17 protein-coding genes, 1 tRNA gene and 1 riboswitch are annotated in these 19,449 nt (G+C 45.8%); of the genes, 13 read left to right on the top strand and 5 right to left on the bottom strand.

Annotated features, from left to right (window positions below; all coding sequences use genetic code 11):
• Nucleotides 1-69 precede the first annotated feature (69 nt).
• The 3 genes from A4R26_RS31105 to A4R26_RS31095 form a co-directional block, all read right to left on the bottom strand.
• Entirely contained in the window at nt 70-1,530 is a 1,461-nt protein-coding gene (locus A4R26_RS31105) for a TolC family protein (RefSeq protein ID WP_081170529.1), read from the bottom strand.
• Between the two features lie 378 nt (nt 1,531-1,908).
• A complete protein-coding gene (locus tag A4R26_RS31100) occupies nt 1,909-3,075 on the bottom strand; it encodes a trans-sulfuration enzyme family protein (RefSeq protein WP_081170527.1) in 1,167 nt (388 codons plus the stop codon).
• Between the two features lie 6 nt (nt 3,076-3,081).
• Nucleotides 3,082-4,422, bottom strand: coding sequence for an APC family permease (locus A4R26_RS31095; RefSeq protein WP_081170525.1), 1,341 nt, complete (start codon nt 4,420-4,422; stop codon nt 3,082-3,084).
• A gap of 54 nt (nt 4,423-4,476) precedes the next feature.
• Between A4R26_RS31095 and A4R26_RS31090 the strand changes: the two genes are divergently transcribed.
• From A4R26_RS31090 to cobC, 10 genes are all read left to right on the top strand, one after another.
• A complete protein-coding gene (locus tag A4R26_RS31090; RefSeq protein WP_081170523.1) occupies nt 4,477-6,558 on the top strand; it encodes a TonB-dependent receptor family protein in 2,082 nt (693 codons plus the stop codon).
• Nucleotides 6,559-6,609: 51 nt separating this feature from the next.
• A riboswitch (cobalamin riboswitch) is annotated at nt 6,610-6,902 on the top strand.
• A 113-nt stretch (nt 6,903-7,015) separates the two neighbouring features.
• The gene (locus A4R26_RS31085; RefSeq protein WP_081170521.1) at nt 7,016-8,905 is read left to right on the top strand and encodes a TonB-dependent receptor plug domain-containing protein; all 1,890 of its coding nucleotides are present in this window, start codon (nt 7,016-7,018) and stop codon (nt 8,903-8,905) included.
• Nucleotides 8,906-8,931: 26 nt separating this feature from the next.
• Complete coding sequence (locus tag A4R26_RS31080; RefSeq protein ID WP_081170519.1) at nt 8,932-9,507, top strand: DUF6580 family putative transport protein; 576 nt, start codon at nt 8,932-8,934, stop codon at nt 9,505-9,507.
• Between the two features lie 225 nt (nt 9,508-9,732).
• Nucleotides 9,733-10,671: an ABC transporter substrate-binding protein gene (locus A4R26_RS31075; protein ID WP_107685927.1), complete on the top strand. Its 939-nt coding sequence runs from the start codon at nt 9,733-9,735 to the stop codon at nt 10,669-10,671.
• Nucleotides 10,664-10,888: a cysteine-rich CWC family protein gene (locus A4R26_RS31070; RefSeq protein ID WP_081170515.1), complete on the top strand. Its 225-nt coding sequence runs from the start codon at nt 10,664-10,666 to the stop codon at nt 10,886-10,888. Before A4R26_RS31075 ends, A4R26_RS31070 begins: the two co-directional genes overlap by 8 nt.
• A complete protein-coding gene (cobU, locus tag A4R26_RS31065) occupies nt 10,875-11,441 on the top strand; it encodes a bifunctional adenosylcobinamide kinase/adenosylcobinamide-phosphate guanylyltransferase (RefSeq protein ID WP_081170513.1) in 567 nt (188 codons plus the stop codon). The genes A4R26_RS31070 and cobU overlap by 14 nt, the downstream gene beginning before the upstream one ends.
• A 93-nt stretch (nt 11,442-11,534) precedes the next feature.
• On the top strand, nt 11,535-12,326 hold the full coding sequence (locus tag A4R26_RS31060; protein WP_242675064.1) for a Dph6-related ATP pyrophosphatase: 792 nt from the start codon (nt 11,535-11,537) through the stop codon (nt 12,324-12,326).
• Nucleotides 12,327-12,357: 31 nt separating this feature from the next.
• Nucleotides 12,358-13,458 carry a nicotinate-nucleotide--dimethylbenzimidazole phosphoribosyltransferase gene (gene cobT, locus A4R26_RS31055; RefSeq protein ID WP_081170511.1) on the top strand — a complete coding sequence of 367 codons (1,101 nt, stop codon included), beginning with the start codon at nt 12,358-12,360 and terminating at the stop codon, nt 13,456-13,458.
• A 122-nt stretch (nt 13,459-13,580) separates the two neighbouring features.
• Nucleotides 13,581-14,393 (top strand): adenosylcobinamide-GDP ribazoletransferase, encoded by an 813-nt coding sequence (locus A4R26_RS31050; protein ID WP_081170509.1) that lies wholly within the window; start codon nt 13,581-13,583, stop codon nt 14,391-14,393.
• A 45-nt stretch (nt 14,394-14,438) separates the two neighbouring features.
• Nucleotides 14,439-15,047: an alpha-ribazole phosphatase gene (cobC, locus tag A4R26_RS31045; protein ID WP_081170506.1), complete on the top strand. Its 609-nt coding sequence runs from the start codon at nt 14,439-14,441 to the stop codon at nt 15,045-15,047.
• A 267-nt stretch (nt 15,048-15,314) separates the two neighbouring features.
• On the opposite strand, the gene A4R26_RS34685 is transcribed toward cobC, so the two are convergent.
• The gene (locus A4R26_RS34685; RefSeq protein ID WP_133054838.1) at nt 15,315-15,911 is read right to left on the bottom strand and encodes a hypothetical protein; all 597 of its coding nucleotides are present in this window, start codon (nt 15,909-15,911) and stop codon (nt 15,315-15,317) included.
• Here A4R26_RS34685 and A4R26_RS35280 point away from each other — a divergent pair.
• From A4R26_RS35280 to A4R26_RS31025, 3 genes are all read left to right on the top strand, one after another.
• Nucleotides 15,897-15,968: transfer RNA gene (locus tag A4R26_RS35280), tRNA-Arg, on the top strand. The genes A4R26_RS34685 and A4R26_RS35280 overlap by 15 nt on opposite strands.
• A gap of 276 nt (nt 15,969-16,244) precedes the next feature.
• A complete protein-coding gene (locus tag A4R26_RS31030; protein ID WP_081170504.1) occupies nt 16,245-17,498 on the top strand; it encodes a site-specific integrase in 1,254 nt (417 codons plus the stop codon).
• 580 nt (nt 17,499-18,078) lie between these two features.
• Nucleotides 18,079-18,729 carry a putative polyvalent protein kinase domain-containing protein gene (locus A4R26_RS31025; RefSeq protein WP_081170502.1) on the top strand — a complete coding sequence of 217 codons (651 nt, stop codon included), beginning with the start codon at nt 18,079-18,081 and terminating at the stop codon, nt 18,727-18,729.
• A gap of 41 nt (nt 18,730-18,770) precedes the next feature.
• On the opposite strand, the gene A4R26_RS31020 is transcribed toward A4R26_RS31025, so the two are convergent.
• Nucleotides 18,771-19,217 carry a hypothetical protein gene (locus A4R26_RS31020; protein WP_081170500.1) on the bottom strand — a complete coding sequence of 149 codons (447 nt, stop codon included), beginning with the start codon at nt 19,215-19,217 and terminating at the stop codon, nt 18,771-18,773.
• Between the last annotated feature and the right edge of the window lie 232 nt (nt 19,218-19,449).

Below are 19,449 nucleotides of genomic sequence, written 5' to 3'. Positions count from 1 at the left end.
TTAACAGATGTGCCACGTTTTGTTATAATATACCAGCAGTAAGTGTGGCACACCTTACGCTGCGGCACTTTATAATTTTATACCCTGCCCTTTATAGAACTCCAGCACTTTCATCTTGAACACGTAATCGAACTGTGCTGAGGTCATATCGAGTTGGGCGCGGTTCATATTATTCTGGCTTATCAGGTAATCGTATGAATTTAACAGGCCAAGGTCGTATCTTTTCTGTGCAAATTCAAAGGCCTTTTGGGTTACCTCATACGTTTTCTTCGCAGCATTGAATTTCTCAAGAGCGGCCGATGCATTATAATATGCTTTATAAATATCGTTCTTCAACGTTTGATCGGCGAGTGAGCGGGTAAGCTCTGCATTTTTAAGATCGAGCTTCGATCGCTGATAGTTGAAACGGGCGTTGCCGCCGCTGTTGATAGGCACCGCAATGCTAAGCCCGAGGCTTTGCCTGAAGTTATTATTGATCTGTGTACCCCATCCATCCCAACGTTCGCTAAATGTTTTCTTGCCCTGGTTTACCGATACATTCGGCGTATACACAAGGTATTCGGCGCCCGATAAACGTACCACGTCGCCGCTGGGTGTAAAACCGTTCACTGTTATGCCGGTCACTTTTTTGTCGGCGCTTGAAAAGTTCGTACCCAATGTACCACCAACCGAAATAGTAGGGTACATGGCCGCGCGGCTTGCGCGTAAAGATGCTTCCAGCGATTGCTGTCTTAACAAATTGGCTTTTTGCGCAGGTTGGTTATGGATAGCGATCTGGAAAACAGTTTCGGGTTGCAACTGCAGAATAGGTTCTACCGGTATTTGTTCAACCGGCGGTTCGGCAATATCGAAAGCCTTGCCCGCATCGATGTTTAAAACCTGTTTCAGTTGCAACAGGTTTTGATCGGCTGTTGCTTTGGCGGTAATGTAATTGGAGCTGTCGGTAAAGTATTGTCCTTCCAGCGTTGTGGCCTCCAGTTCGGGCGCAGCGCCTGCATCCACTCTTTTCTTCACCAAGTCCCACTGGCTAAATGTTTGCCGCATTTGCGTTTTGGCTATCGCAATTTGCTGATACGATAACAGTACCTGCAAATAATAAGTGGCTACGGTGAGTGAAATATCATTCTTGATCTTCTCCACATCCATTTTGGCAGCATCGGAACTGAAACCGGCAGCCACGATATTGTTGCGGATGCGATGCCAGTTAAATACGGTTACCCCGGCGCTCAGGTTATAGCCCTGGTACAACAACTGATTACTGGTGAACTGGTTGGTGGTGGGGTCAATTGACCGTCCCCATTGTAACCCGGTATTGGTGCTGAAGTCGGCATTAGGATACTGCGACCATCTTGCCTGTTGCTGATTTACATCGGCCAGCCGTGCCTGCAGATCGGTTTGCTGAACGGAGATGTTATTGGCCAACGCATACTCAACACAGCGGCGCAGGTCCCATTTGTCCTGTGCAGATGCATTGAACACAAGGCAACCAACAAGGAAAGTAATTAATATCAGGGCCTTATTGTTTTTCATCAAAATTTATAATTTATTATTAATGGCCAGATGCCCGCCCGAATGAACGGTCAGGACGGGGAACTCACTATAAAATATTTTTCATTGCCCGGAGACGATGATGAATTATTTTTTATGGATGTTTCATGGTCCAAAAGTAATTGTAATGAGAGGTGAAAGAACTGGTTTTTGATAAACGGTCAGTTAAAATAATGAATTAACAGCCACAGGTGAATGGTATATACATGCCGATGCCCGCTGCTGAAAAATGGCTCTCAACATGCGGTTCAGCTGGTGGTCACCTACCCTAACCGAAATATTATCTTTTTCACTATGCTTTCCCTTGCCTTCGCACCTGTTTTCCGGCTTTTGGCCCGGCCCTGGCGGGCAAGGTAAAATTTACCGGCTTTTGGCAAATGCCTGTTCAAAATCGGCGATCAGGTAATCCGGGTCTTCGAGGCCTACATAAAAACGGATCATTTTATGAGCCCGGTTGCCTGCGTCGAAATTTTCCGGTAATATGGAAGCACAACGCGGAATGGCCAGGCTTTCATGGCCACCCCAGCTCACGGCCATAAGAATGTGTCGCAAAGATTCGCAGAAGGTTACAATTTGTTGCATTTTTTCTGCATTCATTACTATCGTAAGCAGGCCGCAGGCCCCGGTCATCTGTTTGCGGGCCAGGTCGTATTGTGGAAAAGAGGGGTCGAATGGAAAGATCACTTCCTCCACCTGGGGGTGGTTTTTGAGATATTCCACCACTTTTATAGTGGTAGCTGAAATGCGTTCGAGCCGAACCGGCAGGGTACGCAGGCCGCGGATCAGCAGCCAGGCATTGAATGGCGTTATGCCATTACCCATGTTCAGCAGTTCATTGTCGAAGATCTTCTTCATCATCTGGCGGGTACCCGATAATACCCCCGCCACTACATCGCTATGGCCGCCTATGAACTTGGTGGCCGACTGCAATACCATATCGATACCCATGGCAATTGGGCGTTGATACAATGGGGTGCAGTAGCTGTTATCGCAAATAGTTATAATATTTTCAGCTCTTGCCAGGTCAGCAACGGCCTGCAGGTCCTGCAAAACAAAATCCCAGCTGTTGGGCGATTCAAGGTAAATGATCCTGGTATTGGGAAGAATGGCCCGCTCGAAATTTTCGATGTTGGTGCCATCTATATAGGTAGTGCTGATGCCAAAACGGGGAAGGATGTTATCGAACATTTTCTGCGCCCAGGTATAGGGGTTACGAACCGAAACGATATGATCACCCGATTGCACATTCGAAAATACCGAAGCAAAGATGGCCGAAGCGCCGCTGTTGAACACGAGGCAGTCTTCCGCTTCATCGAGGGCGGCCAGTTTCTGGCGCAGGATATCAACTGTTGGATTTAAACCGCGGCTATACAGGTAGGTGCTGAACTCATCTTCGAACACTTTACGCAACTCATCAACCTTTTTGAATGCAAAATTGCTGGTTTGCATAATGGGGGGAGAAATAGCGCGGAAGTACTGTTCCCGGTCTTCGCCTAATTCATTTAAAATATACGACAGGTCAATCATGCGACGTTAGTTTGGTTGAGAAGATTTCCTGAAAGCGCGTAAAACAAAATACAAAGCGAAAAATACTGCAAATACCAAAGTACTTACCCACGCTGCTTTTGGGGTATTTATTGCAATGCTGGTAGCCAGGAAAATATAGGCTGCAATAAATATCAGCGGCAGCAAGGGAAACAGTTTCATCCGATAACTATCTTTTACATCCTCTCCAACGCCCCTTTTTCGCAAAATGAATATCGTAGCGGTTGAAGTGGCCATGCCAATGGAATCTAAAAATATAGTGTGATCGAGAATTTTATCAAATGTTTCGCCATACCATAAGGTAATAAGGCAAAGTGCGGCAAATGCACTGAGCGACACCACAATTACGTTTCTTTTCAAGGTCACTTTTTTGAAAACAGCCGGTAATACACCTTCATCGCTCATAGCATACATAACACGGGGATTGCTCATCAGCAATACATTTACATAAGCAAGCACAGAAAGGAATAACAGCACCGATAAAATTGTAAATCCTTTTTCCCCAAATAATTTACCGGCAAGGATGGCAGCAATGGATTGCGCCCCTTTCAGGTTTTCAAAACCTATCACTTTATAATAGGTGTAATTAATTGTAATATACAGCAACATTATGATAGCTATGCCAAAAAATATCCCTTTTGGTAAAATTTTTGACGGGTTCTTCACTTCGCCCCCGAAATTTATCGTTTGTTGATAGCCGCCATATGTAAAACTTACCGCCACCAGGCAGGCGCCAAAGGCCTTCAGCGTAGTCATGAGACCGGGTTCCGCAGCTGCTGCCGGCGTCAACGGGGTAGCATAATCGCCGATGAACAATGTGCTTATCAAAAATAACACCAGGCCTATCTTTATTACCGTTAGTACGTTCTGGGTTCGGGAGCTCATTTTAAGGCCCAGCAGGTTAACCCCATAAAAAATGATCACGGCAGCGGTTGAAATGATGCGTTTTATAAAGCTCAGGTCCCCGCTACTGCCTTTGAAAAACACGTTGGCCAGGTATTCAGACCCTATCAATGCCACGCCGGCGAGCGAAGCGGCATTGGACACCAGGATGATACAATTGATGGCAAATGCTATGGAAGGGTGATAACAATAGGAGAAAATCTTATAATAACCGCCGGTGACCGGGTAACGTGAACCGATCTCGGCGTAGGTCAATGCCCCACATAATGCAATCAGCCCACCCACTATCCAGGCCAGGAAGAACATATCGGCAGAGCCCGCCTGTTTAGCCACATTCACCGGCGTGCGGAAAATACCCATACCTATTACAAGGCTTACGACGATCATAGACAGATCGAATAAATTTAACCTCGAAGAAGACTTCATTAATGAAAGTTAAAATAATATTTGCATTTACCTTTAGGGATAATTCATTGAACAATGCTGAAAACCTGGCTCCTTATCTCATTAGCAATTTTAGCAACCGGAACTGCTCATGCACAGAACAGTCCCCATCACGACTCGGCATCAACCTTACAAACGGTGATCGTGAAGGCTTATGAGCAAAACCGGCAGCTACAGGAAGTATCTGCAGCCATAAATGTTATAAACACCGCCCAGTTGGAGCGGTACAACAATACCAGTTTACTGCCTGCGCTGAATGCCACGCCAGGCGTGCATATGGAAGAACGTTCACCCGGCAGCTACCGGTTAAACATACGCGGCAGTACCCTGCGCTCGCCGTTTGGTGTACGCAATGTAAAAGTGTACTGGAACGGCATCCCCTTCACCGACCCCGGTGGCAATACCTATCTTAACCAGCTTAGCTATTTCAATGTAAGAAACATTGAAGTGCTGAAAGGGCCGGCCAGCAGTTTATACGGCGCCGGTACGGGTGGGGCTGTGCTTATCAACAGCCAAAGCAACAAAAGGGAACCCGGCATAAACCTGCAATACAGCACCGGCAGTTTTAATTTGCAAAACATCAACGCGCAGGTGACCACGGGTGATGCCGATCATAATAATACATTCAGCTATACGCATCAAACAAGCGATGGCTATCGCGATCATACCCGTATGCGGCGCGATGTGGCCACCTGGGAAACGCAGGCCATCGCAAATGAAAAACAACAGCTTTCTGCTTCGGTGTTGTATGGCGACCTTTACTACCAGACCCCGGGCGGGCTCACGACCACCCAGTTTCAAAACAATCCCCGTTCGGCAAGGCCGGCGGCAGGTGCTTTCCCCAGCGCAGATGGCGCGCAGGCAGCCATCTATCAGAAAACATTCCTGGCTGGCATCAACCACCGGTACCGGTTTACCGAACACCTGCAGAACACTACGGTAGTGTATGGCGCTTTCTCCAGTATAAAGAACCCTACCTTCCGTAATTATGAAAGAAGAACGGAGCCTCATTTCGGCGGCCGTACCGTTTTCACGTTCGACAAACAATGGGAAGAAAGCAGTTTACAGATCTCGTTCGGTGGGGAAGGGCAACGCGGGTTCTTCAATACCAAAACATTTGCGAATGCAGGCGGCAACCCCGATACGGTGCAAACCGATGACGATATCGATAACTATATATATTCTGGTTTTGTACAGGGCGATATTCACCTGCCAGGCAACTGGTCGGTAAGCGCCGGTGTAAGCATTAATAAATCATCTGTAACTATTACCCGGCTCACCGGTGCGCAAACCGGGAAATTGACCGCTAACTTCAACAGCGAATGGGCGCCGCGGCTGGCCATTTCAAAAAGTTTAATGCCCGGGGTGTTGGTGTACGCCAGCGTGTCGTTAGGTTTTTCGCCCCCCGGTACCGGTGAAATATTACCTTCTACCAGTATCATCAATACCAGTTTACAGGCCGAACATGGTGTAAACTATGAAGCCGGTTTTAAAAGCAGCTGGTTGCAACAACGTTTGTATGTTGAAGTGAACGCATTTCATTACCAGTTGAAGAACGCCATTGTACAGCGGCGCGATGCCAGCGGGGCCGATTATTTTGAAAATGCAGGCAGCACCCGCCAACAGGGCATTGAATCGCAGGCCAGCTACCAATTGCTGCCCAATAGCAATCGCTTTATGAGCAATGTACGCCTGTGGGCAAGTCATACCTGGAATAAATTCCGTTACCAAAACTTTAAAGTGATCGCTACCGATTTTTCGGGGAAGCACCTGCCCGGCATTGCTGAACATATACTAACCGCCGGCCTCGACATAACTACACGCCCCGGCCTGTATATGAACCTTACGTGGTTTTACAGCGACCCTACCGCATTGAACGATGCCAATACCGAAATGGCCGCGTCCTATAACCTGGTGGGGGGAAGAACCGGCTGGCGCACGCCGTTAAGCAAATCTATTATGATGGACCTGTTTGCCGGCGTTGACAATTTGTTCGATGTTAGCTATAGCCTCGGCAATGATATCAATGCTGCCGGCGGCCGGTATTATAATACGGCTCCCGGTGTTAACTATTTTGGCGGGGTATCGTTCCGGTACCGGTTCACACAGAAGCAATAAATTGATTTACAATCAAATAATTACATATTTTTCTTTCCCACCCGCTCCCCCTATTTTTGCGCCGTAATTGGTCTCCCGACGGTACCGTCGGGGGTTAAAAGGGAAACCGGTGAAAATCCGGTGCTATCCCCGTAGCTGTAAGTTCATTATCGTGAAATCCCGACTAAAGTCGGGACAAGCCATGAAACGGCAAACGTGAAATACGTACCCGCCATTTCATCAGCCTGACAAAAGGCAAACTTCACGACTGTTGTTACTCCACACCACTGTTCCGCCAATACCGGAATGGGAAGGTCTGACAACAGAGAACGAGCCAGAAGACCTGCCAGTTGCAGTTTTTACATCAACGAGCTTTCGGGTGAAAAGCCGGGATGAAATCAGTCTTTCCTTACAAGATTATTTCATTTCAGTTAGTATTTCATTATTCCGAAGGTTCATAGTTAATCAAAACGCAACTATGAGCATGATCAAAAAGTTACTCCCCTTCCCGGTATTATTCGCCGCCATGCAAAGCCAGGCGCAGGATTCTACCAAAACAAAACAACTCGATGAAGTTGTTATCACTGCTACCAAGTACCCGGTTAAATTAAGCCAGACAGGTAAAGTAGTTACCGTGGTAACGCATGAACAAATTGAAAAAAGCCACGGCAAAAGTTTATCGCAGATCCTGACCGAACAAACAGGCATTCTTGTTAACGGCGCCAACAGCAACCCCGGCAAAGACAAATCACTGTATCTGCGCGGCGCATCGAATGACTATACGCTCATTCTGCTCGACGGCATTCCGGTGAACGACCCATCAGGTTCGGGCGGCGCATTTGACCTGCGGTCATTCCCGGTTGACCAGATCGATCATATTGAAATACTGAAAGGCAGCCAAAGCACTTTATACGGTTCTGACGCAATTGCCGGTGTTATCAATATCATCAGCCGTAAAGCGGGCAAAAAGCCTTTCGGCTTCAACGGCGGCGCCACTTATGGCTCCTTCAACTCATTTAACGGAAGTGCGGGCGTTAACGGCCATACAAACATTGTAGATTATAATATAAATTATAATTACGAACATACAGATGGTATTTCGGAAGCGCTTGACACTACGCACAGGGCGAATTTCGACAAAGATGGTTTTACCCGGCATAGCATTCAGGGCAACCTTACCGTAAGGGCAGGCAAACACCTGAAAATTTCGCCCTATTACCGGTATAGCTTTTTTGATGGCAATTTCGATGCCGATGCTTTTACCGATGGTGGAAGTATATTCAATTCCATGCTGAACAATACCGGCGCCATTGCCACCTATACGCTTCCCCACGGTACCATTACCGCCAACTATGGTTATACGTACAGCAAAAGAAAGTATGTAACCGACTGGGGCACTTCTTTCTTCAGGGGACAATTCAACAGCGGTGAAATATATCTCGTGCACGACCTCATTGAAAAAGTAAAATTAATGGCAGGCGCCAACTACCAAACCTATCGCCTGCTCGATACCACGCTTGCAAAGAAGAACCCGCAGGTAAATATTGTTAGTCCATACCTGTCGATGAGTGTGCTCGACCTGGATGGCCTTAGCCTCGAGCTGGGTGGCCGTTACAACCATCACTCCGAATTCGGCGACCGTTTTACCTATAACGTGAGTTTATCTTACCTGGTAGCCAACAACTATAAGTTCTTCGCCAATGTATCGAGCGGATTCAAGGCGCCTACCGTAACCGATCTGTTCGGCCCTACGTTCTATGGCAGCAATCCTGAGCTGAAACCCGAAGAATCGAACAACCTAGAGGCCGGAGTGCAATTTGCAGCCATCGATAAAAAACTGCAGGTAACAGCTACCGGTTTTTACCGCGATATCAAAAACCTGATTGCCTATGTAGGCAACCGCCTCATCAATGTAGACAAACAAAAAGACAAAGGTTTTGAACTAGAGGCTGGTTTTACCCCCACTGATAAATGGACGGTGAAAGCATCGTACATGTATGTAACGGGCGACATTCATCAAACGCGCAATGGAAAAGATACCAGCTATTATAACCTGTTGCGCAGGCCCAAACATACCATCACCGGCACTGTGGGTTACCAGGCAACCAAACAACTGTATCTTGCGTTAACAGCCCAAAGCCTGGGTAGAAGAAATGACATTTTCTTTGACCCCAATACTTTTGCCAGCAGTACCGTTGACCTAAAAGCTTATACATTGCTGAATGCTTATGCCGAGTATAAACTTCTGGATGGCAAACTGCGGCTATTTGCCGATGCAAAAAACATTACCGATACAAAATATACAGAGGTATACGGATATAATACGCCGGGTTTCACAATCAATGGCGGCTTCCGTATAAACATGTAAATTTATTCATACAAAAAAAACACACTATGTCAGTTCTGAAGATCAATCCACGCAACGCGGTGTTACTGTTAATCATTGTGGCGATGGCGATCCTGCGTATAGCCTCGTTCAGCGGCTGGGGCCCTCTTACCGTATTTACTCCCATTGGCGCTATGGCTTTGTTTGGCGGCGCATATTTCAATGGCAATGTAAAACCATTTGCATTTCCCTTACTAACGTTGTTCATCAGTGACGTAATAGTTATGCTCACTTTTTTTACCGATTCTGAATACCGTACCGGTATCTTATACAGTGGCTGGGTATGGACCTACGGCGCCTTTGCCCTGATGGCCATTGCCGGTAAACTCATCATTCGCGATATCAACGTTAAGAATATTGCGATCGCGGTGGTGGTATCAACACTGATCCACTGGCTGGTAAGCGATATCGGCGGCTGCCTGGCCGAAAATAAATTAACCCTCTCAGTATACATACAACGTTTGATCACCGCCATTCCGTACGAGTTGCGTTTCCTCGGTGGAACTGCCTTCTACAGCGCTTTACTGTTTGGTTTGTTCGAATGGTTGCAAACGAAGTATACTGCATTGAAGCCGGTTTATTAAGATTGAATGTTGTAAAACAATAATCTCCCGATTTTAAATAAGCTGTTGCAGGTTACAGATTCCAAGTTGCAGGTGGGTTTCCGCAAGTTGAAGCTCAAGCCTGTTAGTTACTGGTTACCGGGTTCCGGTTGCAGGTTACAGGGTTTGTTCAATAAATAGCTACCCCGTAACCTGTAATCCTTCTTTACTTTCTCATTTTTCATTCATTTCTAATTTCTCATTTCCATGATCACCAGTTCCTTCCTTCCCGCCGCCACACAAATGATCTATGATATGAACCTGCAGCACCTGTTGCAGGGCATTACCTTCGAGTGCCCGCCGCAGGCGCTGGCAGAAAAACAAAAAGTAGTTCGCTGTGTGCTGGAAGGACATTCCTACAGCAGCATGGAAATAGATAAAATATTTTCGGCCTCCAAAGCGCAGGGCAAAAGTTTGTACTATGTAGATGAGCCCCTGCTGCAAGCCATTTCACCCGGTATTATTTTCACCCAGGATGTTTGCGAGGTATGCCAGATAGATACGGCCTGCACAGCTGCGGCGGTAGCCAAACTCGAAAAACAACCTAAACTTATTGCGCTTACACCAAACACCCTGCACGATGTTTTCAATACGGCCATCACCATTGCGTCGGCCATGGGCAATGAAGAAGCGGCTTATACTTACCTGGCCGGTTTACAAAAAAGGATCGATGCCATCACCGATGATCTGCGCAAACACAAAGCGCCGCCCAAACGGGTGATGATCATGGAATGGCTGGCGCCGGTTTACAATTGCGGCCACTGGATCCCCTACCAGGTTGCTTATGCCGGCGGTATCGATATGTTATCGAATCCCGGCGGCGACAGTATTGTTACCCCTTGGGAAAAGATCGTGAAATATGACCCGGAAGTACTGGTGATAGCGCCCTGTGGTTTTACCATTTCCAGAACTGCTGAAGAAATTCATTTACTAACTGAGAAAAAAGAATGGGCGCAGTTGACGGCGGTGCGCAACAACGCGGTGTTTATGGCCGATTACGATCTTTTCACGCAACCCAGCGCCAGTACGCTAACAGACGGTATTGAATTATTATCCGCTTTATTTCACCCTACCCTGTTCACCGTGCCTGCGCATTTGCAACATAAATACGAACCGCTTCTTCAATCATCACCTGCCTATGTGTAAACATGAGCAAAAAACCTGTCCGCGCTGCCAGGCCCCTTTTGAATGCAAAGTGGGCGATGTAATGCATTGCCAATGTTATGGGCTCACGTTCACTGTCGAAGAAAGATCATTTATAGAAGAACGTTATACCGATTGCCTTTGCCGTAACTGCCTGCTCGAACTAAAACAACGGTATACTTTATTCAAGGAAAAATATTTCAACAATGGTACCAGATGAAAAGGCCAACAATTCCCCTACACCGGAAGGAGTAAGAGGGAGGCCTGGACTTGTTTTTATCACCGGCGGCGCGCGAAGCGGCAAAAGCCGGTATGCACAGGAACTGGCGCTGCAATTGAGCAACACCCCGGTTTACCTGGCAACCGCCCGTCATTGGGACGATGATTTTGAAAAACGTATTCAACGCCACCAGGCAGAACGCGATGAACGCTGGACGAGCATTGAAGAGGAAAAAAATATCAGCGGCCTTTCTTTTTTAAACAACGTGGTGGTTGTGGATTGTGTAACCTTATGGCTTACCAATTTTTTTACTGATAACAAATACGATATTGACGCCTGCCTGCAGCAATGCAAACAGGAAATAGATAAACTGAACAGGGCTGAAAATACATTTATTATAATCAGCAATGAACTGGGCATGGGCATGCATGCCGAAACCGAAATCGGCAGAAAGTTTACCGATCTGCAGGGCTGGATGAACCAGTACATTGCTAAGCAGGCAGATAAAGTGGTGTTTATGGTGAGCGGGATACCGGTGGCAATAAAGGGGTGAATAGTGGATGGTCAATGGTGAATGGTCAATGGCTCAAAGTTCGAACACATTACCAACGACAGCTTTCCTTTGCGCACAAATGCTTAATACAAAATGAACAATAATATTCAACCCATCTCAATAGAACAATCATCATCCGCCCCTTTGAAAGGGCCAGGGTTAAGGTCCTATATGAACTGGAGCGGCGGAAAGGATTCATCGCTTTGTTTGCATTACATACAACAGGATAAACGATATCATGTCGATTGTTTGCTTACCAGTGTAAATGCCGCTCATGACCGCATCTCGATGCATGGCGTGCGGCGCAGACTGCTCGAGCACCAGGCTATGTCGATCGGTTTGCCATTGCAAACCATTGAACTGCCCGAACAGCCGGGGATGCAGGAATATGAACAGGCTATGATGAGCAAAGTGACGGCACTAAAAAACGACGGTTACACCAATGCCGTATTCGGCGATATTTTTTTGGAAGACCTGAAACGTTACCGCGAAGAAAAACTGGCAACGGTTGACATCCAATGCGTATTTCCGCTATGGAAAATGTCTACCAAACAGCTTATGCAGGAGTTTTTACAACTGGGTTTTAAAGCCATCATTGTTTGTGTAAATACAAAATATCTCGATAAAAGCTTTTGCGGCCGCCTGATCGATGAATCGTTTGTACGCGATCTGCCGGAGAATGTTGATGTATGCGGCGAAAACGGCGAATACCATTCCTTCGTTTTTGACGGTCCCATTTTTAAATTTCCCGTGCCATTTAGCAAAGGCGATATCGTGTACAGAACATACCAGGCGCCGCAACAGGCGCAGGACACCTGTAACCCAATGAACCAGCCATCTGAATATGGATTCTATTTTTGCGATCTGCTTCCGCAGGAGAAATAAAAAAGTAATCCCGGGCTGCTAATCTCATTATATTTCTCATATTGCATTTATGTCCTCAAACCTACAGCAACAGCTACAACAAATTATCGATAACAAAACCAAGCCGCGGGGTGCACTGGGGCGGCTGGAAGAACTGGCATTGCAGATCGGACTGATACAACAAACTACCCGGCCTGTTATTCAGCAACCACATATTGTTGTTTTTGCGGGCGACCATGGCATTGCGAAAACCGGACTGGTAAACGCTTATCCGCAGGAAGTGACCGCACAAATGGTATTGAACTTTATACATGGCGGAGCAGCTATCAATGTATTTTGCCGGCAGCATCAGCTCACGCTACGGGTGGTTGATGCAGGCGTAAATTTTGATTTTACTTCAAACCCAACTAACCTTATCACCGCCAAGGTGGGATATGGCACAAAGAATTATCTTACCGAACCGGCCATGAGCGTGTATGATGCCATTCAGGCCATCGATAAAGGAAGAAATATCGTTAACCAGATAGCCGCTGCCGGATGCAATTGTATAGGCTTTGGCGAAATGGGCATCGGCAATACCTCGGCGGCTACGCTTATTATGAGCGCGATAACCGGGTTACCCGTTACTGAATTTACCGGCCGGGGGGCAGGATTGAACAACGAGCAGCTGGAAACAAAGATCAACACGCTGCAACAGGTGTTTGAAAAACATGCGCTGAATACACTGGGTGAACAGCCAATTGAATTGTTATCGCGCGTGGGCGGTTTTGAGATTGCGATGATGGCAGGCGCTTACCTCGAAGCCGTTAAACTAAAAATGATCGTTTTGGTAGATGGCTTTATTGCTACGGCCGCGTTGATGATTGCCAATGCCATTTATATTGCCGAAAAACATAGGACGCTGGTATCGGGCTGGACGACCCTCACAGATCATTGCATCTTTGCGCATACCAGCCAGGAAGCCGGTCATGAAAAAATATTAAAGCACCTGGGGGTTTCGCCATTGTTAAGTTTATCGATGCGATTGGGCGAAGGAACCGGTGCGGCGCTGGCGATGCCCATGATACAATCGGCGGTAAACTTTCTGAATGAAATGGCCAGCTTCGAGAGTGCCGGCGTAAGCAACGCCGAACATCAAACGCCAAACGCTTAATGCAAACCGCATGGTTCGGTCCCTGTCAGTAACCTGCTACGTTTTTTTCACCACTCAGGAGGCGTGTAACGGTTCGTTTGCAAAGCCAGGTTATCCGTGGCACGCCTAAAAAGATTCAGATCATGAAAAAAGAGCTACGCATATTTTTCACCGCCATGATGTTCCTGACACGGTTACCGGTACCGCGATTTACCGATCATTCAGCTGATTACCTCGAGCGATCGGTAAAGTATTTTCCATTGATCGGCTGGATGGTTGCAGGCATCAGCGGTCTCACTTTTCTGATCTTCAATAAGTACATTAGTGAAGACATTGCAATTGCAGCTTCGATCATTGCAGGTCTTTTAACAACAGGCGCGTTTCATGAAGATGGGTTTGCCGATGTGTGCGATGGCTTTGGCGGCGGCTGGACAAAAGAAAAGATCCTGCTGATCATGAAGGACAGCAGGCTGGGTTCGTATGGTGTCATTGGCATGATGTCGGTGCTGTTGTGTAAGTTCCTTTTACTGAAGGAGCTGCCGAAATTTACACCCGATCTGCAAACGCCTTCTGTCAATATCTTCTATAATTACCGCTACTTGTTATTGACGCTGGTTGCTGCGCATGGTGTAAGCCGGCTTATGCCGGTATGGGTAATGCGTTATTATGATTATGTTACGGATCCCGATGGCAGCAAATCGAAACCGGTGGCCAGCAGAAAACCTACGATCTTGTTTTTGATAGTTCCCACCATTACCGCATTATTGCCGTTTGTGTTTATGAGCTGGCAGTTCGTACTTGTGGTTATCCCTGTAGTGTATGGGGCGTTCAGCCTGGCCCGGTATTTCAAAAAATGGATCGGCGGCTATACGGGCGATTGCCTGGGCGCCATTCAGCAGGTAAGCGAATTGTGTTTCTATTTAAGCATGATCATCATCTGGCGGTATGTTATTTGATTGCTCATTCTGCGATGTTGAGAATTAAATTCCGAAATTTGCCGCATGTCAATTTATCTTATACGACATACTACGCCACTCATTGAAAAAGGGCTTTGCTACGGGCAGTTGGACATCGATGTTACGGATTCTTTTCATGAAGAAGCGAAACTGATAAAAAAGGCGCTGCCAGAGGAAATTGAACAGGTGTATAGCAGTCCGCTCATCCGATGCCACAAACTGGCCAGCTATTTATTTCCCGCTCATGAAATTTCGCTGGAGCCAAGCCTGATGGAACTGGCCTGCGGCGAATGGGAAGGGATCCATTGGGATGCCATTCCATCGGAGGTGATAGACCCATGGATGAAAGATTTTGTGAATATTTGCATTCCCGGTGGCGAGAGTTATGTGCAGATGCATAAGCGGGTGACCGAGTGTTTTACCCGGATTGCGGAAGGACCGACACCGGTGGCCATCGTAACCCATGGCGGTGTTATCAGGAGTATTCTGGCGCATATTACGAAAACGCCGCTGGCAGATTCGTTTGGGGCTTTCAAGATCACCTATGGTTGTGTAATGCAGCTACAGGCAACCAGTGCGGGGCTTCAGCATACGATACTGCATAGTGTAACAACGGAAAAGGAGCAGCACAAACCAAGTAGTTTTAAAAGGTAGGTGAGTGATCGCATGTTCACGGGTAGCAGGCTGCCGGCGAAACAGCGATGCAAATTCCATCCGTTATTTTTCGGACTTCTATGGGGTGGCAATGGTAGCTGAAGGGAAGAAGTGCAGCGTTCTGAGCCGGATTTGCTGACGGGGTTTAGCCGGGAAAGGGCTCATAACACGGTAAAAAAGGGTTTTTGGAGGCATTTTTTCGTTAATATCGCATTAATTGTCAATGGTAAGGAGATTTGGCAATTTTAATGTAAATTTGCCGCCCGCTTAGCAGGCCGAAAGGCGAAAGGCGAAAGGCGAAAGGCGAAAGGCGAAAGGCGAAAGGCGAAAGGCGAAAGGCGAAAGGCGAAAGGCGAAAGGCGAAAGGCGAAAGGCGAAAGGCGAAAGGCGAAAGGCGAAAGGCGAAAGGCGAAAGGCGAAAGGCGAAAGGCGAAAGGCGAAAGGCGAAAGGCGAAAGGCGAAAGGCGAAAGGCGAAAGGCGAAAGGCGAAAGGCGAAAGGCGAAAGGCGAAAGGCGAAAGGCGAAAGGCGAAAGGCGAAAGGCGAAAGGCGAAAGGCGAAAGGCGAAAGGCGAAAGGCGAAAGGCGAAAGGCGAAAGGCGAAAGGCGAAAGGCGAAAGGCGAAAGGCGAAAGGCGAAAGGCGAAAGGCGAAAGGCGAAAGGCGAAAGGCGAAAGGCGAAAGGCGAAAGGCGAAAGGCGAAAGGCGAAAGGCGAAAGGCGAAAGGCGAAAGGCGAAAGGCGAAAGGCGAAAGGCGAAAGGCGAAAGGCGAAAGGCGAAAGGCGAAAGGCGAAAGGCGAAAGGCGAAAGGCGAAAGGCGAAAGGCGAAAGTAAGTTCTTAATTAAGATACTGGTCTCGTAGTACAATGGATAGTACGCAAGTCTCCGGAACTTGATATTCCAGTTCGATTCTGGACGAGACCACTCTCACGTTTATTTGAAAGTAACGAAAAGCATAAAGCCCGTATAAAACTTTGGTTTTGTATGGGTTTTTTGTTTTTGGGTGGCATGGTTTGACATGGATTCACCTGTTCGTACAAGTGTTTCAAGGTGACCTCCGAGGTGACCAGCCTTATTTTCTAAATTTGGTCACCTCGGACTCCTGAAAAGCTTGCTGGAACTGGGTTTCACCGGATTAAAGCAGTGATGTGAAGGACTTGAGCGAAGGAAATAATATTCGGTTACCAAAACGAGTGAAGTATGAAAAAGGGAACCCAAAACCTGTTCATTCTCTATTGGCTAAAGAAAACAAAAGCCAAAAACGGCAAATCAGCCATTTATTTACGCCTTACCATTAACAAGAAAAGAGCGGAATTGTCAACCAACCTGCATGTTAACCCCAGTGTGTGGGATGCAGAAGGGCAATTTGTAAAAGGGAAAACGGAAGAAGTAAAAGCGATCAACCAGCGGCTCACCCAAATTAAAGCAGAGTTGAACAAAAAGCATCTCCAACTGGAAGCCTTAGGGAAACCCATTACCGCAGAAATTTTAAAGAACCTGTACCTGGGAGTAGACGAAAACCAGAAATCATTATTGGAAGTAATGAACTTCTATTATGACCGCTTTGGCGAAAAGGTTACCAGCGGCCAAAAATCGAAGCACTCCCTAAAATGCGTGTACACCACCCGTGAAAAAGTGAAGTTGTTTTTAAAGCATCAATTTAAGCGCACAGATATGCAGCTGAAGGAAATTAAGTCATCCTTTGCCGGAGATTTTGAACATTTCCTGATGACGCATGAAAAAGGATGCAGTAATACCGCCATGAAGTATATCCGCATACTGAAACGGATACTGAAGTTCGCCGTTGACCAGGAATGGCTTCCTGCCCATCCCCTGGCAACTTTCAAATGCACTTACAAGGAACCAGCACGCGAAAGACTAACGATGGAAGAAGTGGTCACCATATACACAAAGGAATTCGATGTAGATAGATTAACTGAGGTAAGAGATGTATTTATCTTTTCCTGTTATACTGGCTTTGCTTACCAGGATGTATTCAGCTTAACAGCAGATGACATTATCACCGGCATTGACGGCGAAAAATGGATTGTAAAGAACCGGACCAAAACCAGTACGCCGGAACGGGTTCCCCTCCTACCCATTGCGCTTGACATACTGGAGAAATACAAAAACCATCCCTGGTGCATTGATAAGAACCGATTATTACCCGTTAACAGCAATCAATGCTACAATGGCTATCTGAAAGAAATAGCCCGCATATGCGGCGTTAAAAAGCATTTAACCACCCACATGGCCCGCCATACTTTTGCGACTACCATTACGCTGGAACATGATGTGCCTATTGAAACGGTGAGCATGCTGTTAGGCCATAAGAGCATTAAGACAACGCAGATTTATGCTAAGGTGAGTCAGAAGAAGGTGAGTGAGAATATGAGGGTGTTGAAGGAGAAGTTGGCGAGCGTAAAAAGAGAGGTAAAGACAGGTAATAATTAATGGACATCGCGTTTATCTCTCGTTTACAGGCTCCTTCGATTTGAAAAAGGGGCCTGTAATATTGTATGCTCCTTCCTGGTCAGAGTTATAAATTACATTCATTTGAAATCTTGTAACATATGTCTACATACCCATTTTGCAATAGCACTTCCTTTCGAATTGTACCAGACATTCAAAACATAACATCTTTTTCTTTTGGCCCGCGAACAATGGCTTTAACAAAATGATTGCATTTCTCTAGCCATAACACAATTTTTTGCTGGCCAAAAGAAAGTAAAAGCGGGACCTAAAATCCGTTTTGCCGGCGGCCATTCAATGAACTAAAAACCCCTTTTTTTTAATACCTGGGCAAGGCCTTATATCAATAAGACTGATTTAAGTTTTTAGTAGCTAGCTATGTTTTGGTCGGACCAAAACCTTTTTCCTTCATCCGCCAGCTGGCGGATTCTGTAACCAAGTACCCTAATTATTCTCTATCTTCCAGCTACGTAAGTATTTCGAAAATCGACCCAGATCGCGTTTAAATCCCTGGATTTGAGGTGATTTTTGTTTTTCTAATTTTTCATTAATTTTACATCAAATGTTACCCAATGATACCCGAAGCAAAATTAAAAATATCACTACAGGAACTGTCATTGAAGGGAGCCAAGATCATTGCGCAACAATCAGAAATCTCCTTTGTACAAGCTTTCCAACAAGTACAACGGTTAAAGAAGACTTCGAAGGTAAATCAGTCCTCAAAGAAAAGCAGGTAGCTTTTTTAGAAAACTTCTGTAATCAAAATAATTTATGGGTTACCGATCTTCCCGGGGAAGATCGGTATTTAACCAGAGGCGGTGAGGCTCGTGTATATCTTCATTCTGACAATAAGCACGTAATTAAATTAAATGACGGTGTTTATTATGCAACGTGGCTGGAGTTCTTTAATAGCATCCTGTTACACAATCTTATTTTCTCCAATACAGCTTACTCTTTAATAGGTTTTGTGAAAGAAGGCACTACTCTGTATGCAGTATTAAAACAGCCGTTTATCACTTCAGATGCGCAGGTTGATTTAAATGATATAAAGAAGCTTTTGACCTTTAATGGCTTTGAAAATAACCGAAGGAATGATTACATCCATAAAGAACTGGGACTAATCCTTGAGGACATGCATGATGAAAATGTGTTGGTAAACGCTGAAACCTTATTCTTTATTGACACTGTGTTTTATACAGTTGTTCCTTCATAAACCTTGAGGTTATATAACATCTTTACTCTATTTTACCTGCCTCACCAAAACTTCCACCAAGGTTTTTCTTTTTTACTTTTATTCTCATCTTCCAACCCTGGCCCCATATGCCTTGAAATTATCTCCTTGCTTGCAGATAATTCATACACTTCACCATCATCGCCCTGCACTTTAGCTTTTAACTCCTTAGCCATCGAAATCATCTTCATTATAGTTGGTTCATCAGGATTTTTTGTACTAATGTTCCCATTAGAATAATCGAACCAGGGCCGTTCATTTTCAGGATGTGAAGTCCATTCACAAAACCCAGGCGGCACCTGTAACTTTGCTTCTGCTTCGGGCACCTTTACTCCATGAGTGTCTACCAATTCCAATTCAGATCCATCAATGTGAATATAAGACAACCATTCGTCTAATGAAATATCATTGGAATTTTGTTCTCCCTCGAACCAATAAACGTTTCGGGTAATATGCAAATCATAGCCCATAAACTAATTTCAAATTTTCACCCAAATTAGCTATTAAATCAATTACTAGCTTTACTACTTTCTACAGTTCACAACAACAGAAAAACCTTACCTGAAAAATAAAAATTCTCTACCTTCGAGTCACTCAAGTTCTCCCATTTACTGCATTTTTCAAGGTGACCATCGAGGTGAACCACTAATTCACCCGATATAAATCATTGATTTTGTATTGGTATAAATGCTTAAAAGTAGA

It is taken from the genome of Niastella populi (genome assembly GCF_002078015.1).
Lineage (GTDB): Bacteria > Bacteroidota > Bacteroidia > Chitinophagales > Chitinophagaceae > Niastella > Niastella populi.
The sequence above is the reverse complement of the archived record's forward strand: the minus strand, read 5'-3'. Positions and strand labels throughout refer to the sequence as shown.

What these genes read in the sequence shown, in the direction of transcription:
- A4R26_RS31105 (WP_081170529.1), bottom strand. Translation starts at nt 1,530, where the DNA reads ATGAAAAACAATAAGGCCCTGATATTAATTACTTTCCTTGTTGGTTGC.
- A4R26_RS31100 (WP_081170527.1), bottom strand. Translation starts at nt 3,075, where the DNA reads ATGATTGACCTGTCGTATATTTTAAATGAATTAGGCGAAGACCGGGAA.
- A4R26_RS31095 (WP_081170525.1), bottom strand. Translation starts at nt 4,422, where the DNA reads ATGAAGTCTTCTTCGAGGTTAAATTTATTCGATCTGTCTATGATCGTC.
- A4R26_RS31090 (WP_081170523.1), top strand. Translation starts at nt 4,477, where the DNA reads ATGCTGAAAACCTGGCTCCTTATCTCATTAGCAATTTTAGCAACCGGA.
- A4R26_RS31085 (WP_081170521.1), top strand. Translation starts at nt 7,016, where the DNA reads ATGAGCATGATCAAAAAGTTACTCCCCTTCCCGGTATTATTCGCCGCC.
- A4R26_RS31080 (WP_081170519.1), top strand. Translation starts at nt 8,932, where the DNA reads ATGTCAGTTCTGAAGATCAATCCACGCAACGCGGTGTTACTGTTAATC.
- A4R26_RS31075 (WP_107685927.1), top strand. Translation starts at nt 9,733, where the DNA reads ATGATCACCAGTTCCTTCCTTCCCGCCGCCACACAAATGATCTATGAT.
- A4R26_RS31070 (WP_081170515.1), top strand. Translation starts at nt 10,664, where the DNA reads ATGTGTAAACATGAGCAAAAAACCTGTCCGCGCTGCCAGGCCCCTTTT.
- cobU (WP_081170513.1), top strand. Translation starts at nt 10,875, where the DNA reads ATGGTACCAGATGAAAAGGCCAACAATTCCCCTACACCGGAAGGAGTA.
- A4R26_RS31060 (WP_242675064.1), top strand. Translation starts at nt 11,535, where the DNA reads ATGAACAATAATATTCAACCCATCTCAATAGAACAATCATCATCCGCC.
- A4R26_RS31050 (WP_081170509.1), top strand. Translation starts at nt 13,581, where the DNA reads ATGAAAAAAGAGCTACGCATATTTTTCACCGCCATGATGTTCCTGACA.
- cobC (WP_081170506.1), top strand. Translation starts at nt 14,439, where the DNA reads ATGTCAATTTATCTTATACGACATACTACGCCACTCATTGAAAAAGGG.
- A4R26_RS31030 (WP_081170504.1), top strand. Translation starts at nt 16,245, where the DNA reads ATGAAAAAGGGAACCCAAAACCTGTTCATTCTCTATTGGCTAAAGAAA.
- A4R26_RS31025 (WP_081170502.1), top strand. Translation starts at nt 18,079, where the DNA reads ATGTTACCCAATGATACCCGAAGCAAAATTAAAAATATCACTACAGGA.
- A4R26_RS31020 (WP_081170500.1), bottom strand. Translation starts at nt 19,217, where the DNA reads ATGGGCTATGATTTGCATATTACCCGAAACGTTTATTGGTTCGAGGGA.